Here is an 8,352-nt window from a genome sequence, read left to right on the forward strand (position 1 = left end):
CCAATGCGCAGATGGCACAGAAAGAAGCGGCTCTGGATCTTGCAAAAACACGCCTTGCCTACACCAGAATCTCAAGCTCTCAACCCGGACTTATAGCTGAACGTCATGTTGACGGCGGCACACTGCTCTCAACTAACACACCAATTTACACAGTTGTGGGCATTGATACAGTATTTGTGGAGATAGGTGTTACTGAACGGGATTATCCATTGATTCGGAAGGATCTCAAAGCTAAGTTATCGGTTGATGCTCTTGAGGGAAGAACATTCTCTGGAGAGATCGCCAGAAGAGCTCCTTTGTTCCAGACTACGTCCAGAACCGCAATTGTGGAAGTCGCAATCCGCAATGACTCGCTTCTCCTTAAACCCGGAATGTTTGCCAGGGTGAAAATAACCCTTCAGGAAAAGGATTCTGCCCAGGCCGTGCCGTCATCTGCTATTGTAAACCGTGATCAGAGCACGTTTGTTTTTATGCTTGATTCTACCGGAAGTATGGTAAACATGACATCTGTAAAGACAGGCATAGTTGATGGTGAGTTCACAGAGATAATCAGTCCAGTACTGAAAAACCAGGTAGTTACCGTGGGAACACATCTTCTTAATGATGGTGCAAAAGTCATAATAGCCCAGAATGAAAGTATCCCGGAAAAAGGAAAGACCGGAAAGGAGCAGAAATGAGCAACGGTTTTGTAGCCCTCCCGGTACGCCGTCCGGTTTTTATCACAGTAGTTTATCTGATAGTAATAATTATCGGCCTTTTTTCACTATGGCGCCTTCCGGTTGATCTGATGCCGGAGGTTACGTTTCCCAGTATTACTGTAATCACTAATTATGAAAATGCAGGACCACAGGAAGTCGAGGAACTTATCACCCGTCCTATCGAAGCTGCTCTTGCTGGAATCCAGGGAATTGAGGAGATATCTTCAACATCATCTGAGGGACGCAGCAGAGTAAGGGCAAGGTTTGTCTGGGGGACCAATCTTGAGGAAGCCACAAATGATATACGCGATCGTATAGACCGCATTCTGGGAAGATTGCCTGATGATGTTGAGCGGCCGCAGATCCGTAAATTTGACCTCTCCGCTTTCCCTATTATTAATCTGGGAGTAGAAACTGATCTGGATCTTGCCGAGACACGCAGACTCATTGAGGATCAGATTCAATACAGGCTTGAACGTGTGGAAGGAGTGGCATCGGTTGATATCCGGGGTGGTTCAAGAAGGGAGATCCAGGTAAAGCTCCGGGCTGCTTCGCTTGACGGGTTGAAGATTACGCCGGATATGATCTTAAACGCACTCCGATTGGAAAACGGTAATATACCGGCAGGTACCATAAAAGAGGGTTCAAAAGAGATAATTGTACGTACCTTCGCGGAGTTTCAGGGTGTAGAAGACGTAGCATCGACAATTGTGACCGTCCGTGATGGTGTCCCGATTACAATAGGCGATGTAGCGGAAGTAACAGAGGGCCTGGAGGAGAGGACAAATATCGTCCGTATCAACCGCAAAGCCGGAATCATGTTATCTATCAGCAAACAATCGGGTGTAAATACTGTAGCTGTTGCCAAAGGAATTCATCGGGAGATAGCACAGATCAATCGTGATTTCTCCCAGATCCGGATTCTACCTCTGATGGACACTTCAAAGTTTATCAATAGTTCTATCGGCTCAGTTGGAAACTCTCTGATCCTGGGCGGCTTCATAGCCATGTTGGTTTTATTGATGTTTCTGCGGAATATCTCCAGCACTTTGATTATCAGCGTTGTGATTCCCATCTCTATCATCGCCACTTTCGCATTAGTCTACTTTGGCGGGCTGACTCTTAACATGATGACCTTCGGAGGGTTGGCACTTGGAATCGGTATGCTTGTCGACAATGCTATTGTGGTATTGGATAATATTTTCCATCACCGGGAACAAGGAACAGGAAAATCGGAGAGCGCGATCAAAGGGACTTCTGAAGTTGTTTCCGCTGTAACAGCCAGTACATTGACTACTCTGGTTGTTTTCTTTCCGGTGGTCTTTATTCAGGGCATGTCCGGGATCATGTTCCGTCAAATGGCATACGTGGTCTCCTTCTCACTGACCTGCTCACTTATTGCTGCTGTCACACTTCTTCCAATGCTCACATCAAAATTTCTCCACCTGCCTGATTCAAACCCGAACGGAAAGCAGAGCTGGTCTACCAAATTTTTTGAACGGTCAGAGCGTGTTTACCGCAAAATAGAGAGTAAGTATGGAGATGTAATCGTCTGGGCACTTCATAATAGAATCAAGGTCATTGCCATAACAGTTGTCTTGTTTATCCTGTCCATTGTGATGATACCCATGGTAGGAGTGGAACTTTTCCCCTCCGCAGATGAGGGTGAAGTACGGGTGGATCTGGAAATGGAAGTAGGAACCAGGCTTGAACTGATGGACAGTGTCACCACTATAGCCGAAGAGATAATTGCGAAGTCTGTTCCCGAAGCCGAGTACATGGTTTCTAATATCGGTGGAGGTGGCTGGCAATCCTCTGCAAGCCACAACTCGAGTATCCGGGTGTCACTTGTAGAGAAAAAGAAACGCTCACGCTCATCGGCTCAGATCGCAAACAGCCTCAGAGGCAAGCTGAATGTGTTCTCCGGAGTCTCTGTACGGGTCAGGGAAGGTCAAGGTCTTTTCATTCTTCGAGTTGGTCAGGGAGGAGGAGCACAGGAAGTTGAGATAGAGGTAAGAGGACGTGATCTTGAGACCGGGCAGCGAATTGCAAACCAGATCGTTTCAGCAATCAGTGATGTAGAAGGTATAAATGATACCAAGATCAGCCGACAGGCTGGAATGCCTGAATACGTGCTGCGGATTGATCGCAAAAAGGCTGCGGACATGGGATTCACTGCTTCACAGATTGGTAATGCCATACAAACTGCCATGGGAGGCACAAACGCTACAACCGTTCGTCAGGAGGGAAAGGAGTACAAGGTACTTGTCAGGCTTACTGAAAATGAGCGTATGCGTGCTGAACAGCTTCTCAATCTTCCCCTGGTCAACAAAGCTGGTGTAACAGTGCCGCTTCAGGCAGTCATATCGGCAGAACTGAGTTCTGGTCCGGTTCAGATAGAAAGGCGCGACAGGGAAAGAATTCTGACTGTAACGGCAAACTACTCAGGAAGAGATCTGGGATCGATAGTAGAGGATGTCCGTGCACATATCCGAAACATTTCAGTACCTCATGATTTTGCTATCATAATCAGGGGTGATTATGAGGAACAACAGAAAGCCAGACGGGAATTGATGATCGGACTTGGTATGGCGATTCTGCTCGTTTTTCTGGTCATGGCAGCACAGTTTGAATCCTTCAAAGATCCTTTCATTGTTATCTTCTCGATTCCCATCGCGTTGATCGGAGTAGTGGCGATGCTTTACCTCTCTGCCACTCCCTTCTCAATTCAGGCATATATCGGTTGCATCATTCTGGCCGGTATAGTTGTGAACAATGCAATAGTGCTGATTGATTCTATCAACCGGCTGCGACGCGAGGATAAAGTCGAACTCCATGAGGCTATCAGAAGAACCGGCATAAGGCGACTCAGGCCAATAATGATGACTGCTCTGACCACCTCCCTTGGTCTTCTGCCTCTTGCCTTGGGGCTGGGTGACGGTGGAGAAACACAGGCTCCTATGGCAAGAGTCATCATAGGCGGACTGATGGTGTCATCACTTATTACTCTGGTGTTGATACCGGTAATCTACTCTTATGTAGAGGAACAGGCACACCGAAGGAGAAAAGCAAAAAGTGAAAAATCCGTATCCGGAAGAACATATCAGACAGCGGGAACAGTTTCGATGCTGATACTGCTTTTTACACTCTCAGGGAATGCAGAGGACAGTTCAGGAAAGGTAACACTTTCTCTACAGCAAGCACTCAGCATGGCGGTCAAGAACAATCCGCTTGTCCAGATAGAAAAAATTGACGTGGATATAGCGAAAACAGTAATCCGGGAAAATGCTTACAGGTTCGAACCGGTATTGAGTGTAAATGCTGGCAGACATTCTGATTCATCAGGAGCAGGTTTTAAGGGATCCTTGCAGATCTCAGAATACCTGCCTACAGGTACGTCACTCTCTGCAAGCAGTAATACCAGTCCCTCCAGGTTTGGAGGTGACTACCAGCACAATGTCCAGTTTTCATTCACTCAAGCACTGCTTCAAGACATAGGATTGAGCGCCAATCTGGCGCCGGTCAGGAAAGCGGCTGTTGACATGGAGATCTCTCAGGAAGAGCTTGTAGGATATTCGCAGCAGTTGATGGCAGATGTGGAGCGGGCTTACTGGGATCTTTATCTCTCAGAGAAAGAGGTACAGATCCATCAGAGATCTCTCGATCTTGTGGATCGTCTGCTTTATGAAACTGAAGAAAAGCTTAAAGCTGGTAGAGTTGCTCAGCTTGATCTTGCAATAGTGAAAGCAGAAGCAGCATCCCGTAAGAAAAGTCTTATAGATGCAAAGACTGCCCACCTTCAGAAGATGCTTAAACTCTCTTACCTTATTTCCGATAAATCATTCGGTTATGACGATTCAATCACTCTTTCTGATGCTCCCCCACCACCTGACTCTATCGGTGATCTCGATGAGTTTTTAAAGGTTGCTCTGGAATATCGCCCTGACCTTCGTCAAGCCAATCTCCTTGCTCGAAAAGGGGATCTGGATATAGTCCAGACCCGTAACGGATTGCTCCCAAAGCTTGACTTTTTTATAACACTTTCCAGTACAGCTTACGCAGAGTCTTTCGGTGAGGCACTGAGAGACAACTCTGTGATCGATGCGGGGTTGACCCTTTCACTGCCTCTGACTAACGGAGCAAACCGGCAAAAGTACCGGAGGGCAAAGCTTTCCAGGCAAAGGATTGATCTATCTATCAGCAATCTTAAAAGGCTGATTGAACTCGATGTACGCTCAGCCTGGGAGGAAACAAAGCGTGCGCTTCAGCAGATAGAGGCGACACGAATTGCCAGGGAGCTTCAGGACCAGAGGGTGATTGCAGAGCAGGAAAAACTGGCTGTTGGAAAATCCACGGAGTATATGGTTCTGCAGGCTCAGAGAGATCAGATAGTTGCTCTTCTAGATGAAGCACGTTCAGAGGTGGGATACGCTAGTGCGATTATCGACCTACATCTTAAAGACGGAACACTTCTGGAGAGAAGAGGGGTTAAGAGTAAGTAGATGGCGTTTGGCTGGATTGGAGGTTGGTTCCGGAATTATCTCTGAGGTGAAAAATTGACTTAACTTGTTAAATCACTGAATCACCTCAGAGATGAGAAATTTGCATAAATAATTTATCACCAGATTTCCTCTGGGATGAAAAAGTAAACAAACCCTTTAAGCCATTGAATTACCTACAGGTTAGAAAAATGATTTAACTAATTAGATCACGAACTCTCTCCTCTTATTAGTCCCCATCACTTTTCAGTGCGTGATCGCAATAATAATCGATTGCCGACTTAAAAAAATCTGCCAGCCCGATCCGATAATTATCGTATGTTGCTCTGAAATCCTTATGGCTTGCATAGAGCTGACCCAACCCCCTGTACAGATCCGCAGGTGCTTTATAGAAGTTTTCTATCCACGCATGGTGGCGCTCAATCACTTTCTGGACCTCGGGACCGCCCGCTCCCCTGTCCATCAGTTCGGAAAGCAAACGGGCAATAGAATCTCCCTCTGCTTTTACCTCATTCCATTTCTCACTGGAGAATTTTTTAATCTTTTGCTCTGTCCTCTCAACTACATCCTCCCCAAACATCTCCCTGGCTTCCCTTTTATATCTGCCCATCTTTTCTTTTGAAAACCCTTTATAAAGCTCCTTATCGGTCAGCATTTCAGCTTCTCCTCTCAATCTGTTCAGTGTTGTTTCAATTGTTCCAATGAGACAGTAATACCTTTCAATGCGTTTCTGCAGCAGCTTCCGATGCACTTTCAGCGCCTGTGATGGATCAAATCTGGGGTTGTCAAGAATTCTCTTTACCTCTTGCAGCGGAAACTCCAGTTCTTTGTAAAAAAGGATCTGCTGAAGACGAATGAGTTCTTTTTCTCCGTAGATGCGATAACCCGATTCGGTCCGTGCCCTGGGTTTAAGAAGGCCGATCTGGTCGTAATGATGAAGTGTGCGCACACTCACCTTAGCCATCTTGGCCAATTGCTGAACAGTATAAGTTCGCATGATTCTGCCTCTAAAAGAATAAAGATAAGGCCTGACGTTACGTCAGAGTCAAGGGGTTTATCTGTTTTTTTTTAAAAGGAATGATAAACCTGGGTATTATTCACAGCATTCATAAATTCACCTCTGAGATGAATTTATGTTTTAAGCCGTTAAGCCATTGATTTTCAACTGATATAGAATTAGTGGTTTAAACCATTAAATCACCAGTTCACCCCGGAGATGAAATATTGAGTTAAGCAGGTAAATCCAAGATTTAACCCAGAGATGAAACATTGACTTAATACCACCCGAATCATTTAATACCCATTTACCATCTATATCTATTTTCCTGCCCAGAGTCAAAATACAGTATATTACTGAATTGGTCGGGCAAACCTACAATGATCCTTTAATTAGGAGGACTTATTTGGCTGGAAAAAAGCTCAGGTTTTTAAAAATCGTCAACCTAACCATCGCAGTACTGTTTCTGGTTCAATTTACCACGGTTATCCCCATCTTTTTCAATTTTGGTAATTTCGAGGTCATTCTTGGAATTCACAGATGGGTCGGGCTTTCATTTCTGATTATTATACCATTGCACATCTTTCTTAACTGGAACTGGATAAGAGCCAATTTCTTCTCCAGATCCGGGAAAAGCAAATGAGGAGATTCTATGAAGATACTAATCACTATTTTGACCGTCTGCCTTGTATGGGTGTCAGCACAATCCACTGACAACAGTTCTACAGCAGAAAAGACTATACAGGTAAAGGATTTCACTTTTGTTTACAAGGTTGATGGTCCGAACCTCGTGGCATCTGTTTCCTGCCCAACAAGCGGCTGGGTTGCTGTTGGTTTCAATCCATCGAAAATGATGAAAGATGCCAATTTCATAATGGGTTATGCTGATCCGGAAGGCCCGGTTATTGTTGATGAATTCGGGAGCGGAACCTATAAGCATCAACCAGATACATCCATTGGTGGACGCAACGATATTATCAATGCAGATTGTGTTGAAGAAAATGGAGTGACAACGCTTTCCTTTACGATCCCGCTTAACAGCGGAGACAGTAAAGATGCAGTTCTGCAGAAAGATGGCAAGACCAGAGTCATTTTTGCAGCAGGTAAAGACAAAGATCTGAAGAAAAAACACAATAAAACTGCAAGAACAGAGATCATTCTGGAAGATCGGAATTGATGGGACAATGCAGAATAAATATCTGTCAAAAGAAGAGTGCCAGGCACTTATTGGTATTTTGAAAACCCGTTTTGAAAACAACATGAAAAGGCACCAGGATCTTGAATGGCTACTGATACAGGCTAAACTGGAATCAGGAACAGAAAAACTGTGGTCTCTCAATGAAATGGAAAAAAGCGGTGGAGAGCCGGATGTAGTCTGGTATGACAAAAGCACAGATGAATACATATTTTGTGATTGTTCAGCAGAGAGTCCCAAAGGCCGTCGGAGCATCTGCTATGACCATGAGGCACTTGAGTCAAGAAAGAGGGATAAGCCAGGAAGCAGTGCAACTGAGATGGCTGCAGCGATGGGCATCGATCTACTGACAGAGGAACAGTATCAGGAATTACAAAAAGTTGGACCATTTGATACCAAGACCTCGAGTTGGTTGAAAACACCTGTGGAGATCAGAAAGTTCGGTGGTGCTATATTTGGTGATTATCGTTATAGAAGGGTTTTCGTGTATCATAATGGTGCGGAATCTTACTATGCAGTAAGGGGTTTCCGTGGTTTATTGAGGGTTTAGATCTGTTTAAAAGGCCTTGCGGCTCATCTTTATACAAACAGTTACTGAAGACCTCCTGGGAATGGAGTATTCATAAACCAGAGATTTTTCATTTTACTTGAACATATAATAGTAAAACACCTATTTTGAGTTATCCGAGGGAGAAGACAAACGGCAAAGGATATCACAATCCTCTTGATGTTTTATCTCTCCGTAATAAATATTTAGCAATAGGTCTCTATTTACACGTTTAAAAGGAGCCTCTATGTCATCTCCACTATCACGTAAAGCTTATCTGCTTTACACCGGAACAGTTCTTCTTGTCTCTGCAGCCCTTTCTTTTTCAAAAGAGGTGGACACAACACAAATTCCTCCTACCATGACTTTCAATGGTACAAGGGGATTAACCCAAACTCTGTCAGGAGAAGCACTGG

General features: G+C 44.8%; 7 protein-coding genes. 6 read left to right on the forward strand and 1 reads right to left on the reverse strand.

Annotated elements, in window-relative coordinates:
- On the forward strand, window positions 1-677 hold a 677-nt coding region (locus GX089_02015; protein ID NLP01247.1), incomplete at its 5' end, for an efflux RND transporter periplasmic adaptor subunit.
- A complete protein-coding gene (locus GX089_02020; protein ID NLP01248.1) occupies window positions 674-5,200 on the forward strand; it encodes a TolC family protein in 4,527 nt (1,508 codons plus the stop codon). The genes GX089_02015 and GX089_02020, both read left to right, overlap by 4 nt.
- A gap of 226 nt (window positions 5,201-5,426) precedes the next feature.
- Here the strand turns inward: GX089_02020 and GX089_02025 are convergent, their stop codons facing one another.
- Entirely contained in the window at window positions 5,427-6,194 is a 768-nt protein-coding gene (locus GX089_02025) for a MerR family transcriptional regulator (GenBank protein ID NLP01249.1), read from the reverse strand.
- Window positions 6,195-6,600: 406 nt separating this feature from the next.
- Here GX089_02025 and GX089_02030 point away from each other — a divergent pair, with 406 nt between their 5' ends.
- From GX089_02030 to GX089_02045, 4 genes are all read left to right on the forward strand, one after another.
- Window positions 6,601-6,837 (forward strand): hypothetical protein, encoded by a 237-nt coding sequence (locus GX089_02030; GenBank protein ID NLP01250.1) that lies wholly within the window; start codon window positions 6,601-6,603, stop codon window positions 6,835-6,837.
- 9 nt (window positions 6,838-6,846) lie between these two features.
- Window positions 6,847-7,371, forward strand: a complete 525-nt coding sequence (locus GX089_02035; GenBank protein NLP01251.1) for a hypothetical protein — start codon at window positions 6,847-6,849, stop codon at window positions 7,369-7,371.
- A gap of 7 nt (window positions 7,372-7,378) precedes the next feature.
- Entirely contained in the window at window positions 7,379-7,939 is a 561-nt protein-coding gene (locus tag GX089_02040) for a DUF4256 domain-containing protein (protein ID NLP01252.1), read from the forward strand.
- Window positions 7,940-8,183: 244 nt separating this feature from the next.
- Window positions 8,184-8,352: hypothetical protein (locus GX089_02045; GenBank protein ID NLP01253.1), on the forward strand; the 169-nt coding region annotated here is incomplete at its 3' end.

The organism is Fibrobacter sp., from assembly GCA_012523595.1.
Taxonomy (GTDB): domain Bacteria; phylum Fibrobacterota; class Chitinivibrionia; order Chitinivibrionales; family Chitinispirillaceae; genus JAAYIG01.

Bases quoted from the DNA above. Each gene is read 5' to 3' on its own strand.
- GX089_02020 (NLP01248.1), top strand. From the start codon at position 674: ATGAGCAACGGTTTTGTAGCCCTCCCGGTACGCCGTCCGGTTTTTATC.
- GX089_02025 (NLP01249.1), bottom strand. From the start codon at position 6,194: ATGCGAACTTATACTGTTCAGCAATTGGCCAAGATGGCTAAGGTGAGT.
- GX089_02035 (NLP01251.1), top strand. From the start codon at position 6,847: ATGAAGATACTAATCACTATTTTGACCGTCTGCCTTGTATGGGTGTCA.
- GX089_02040 (NLP01252.1), top strand. From the start codon at position 7,379: ATGCAGAATAAATATCTGTCAAAAGAAGAGTGCCAGGCACTTATTGGT.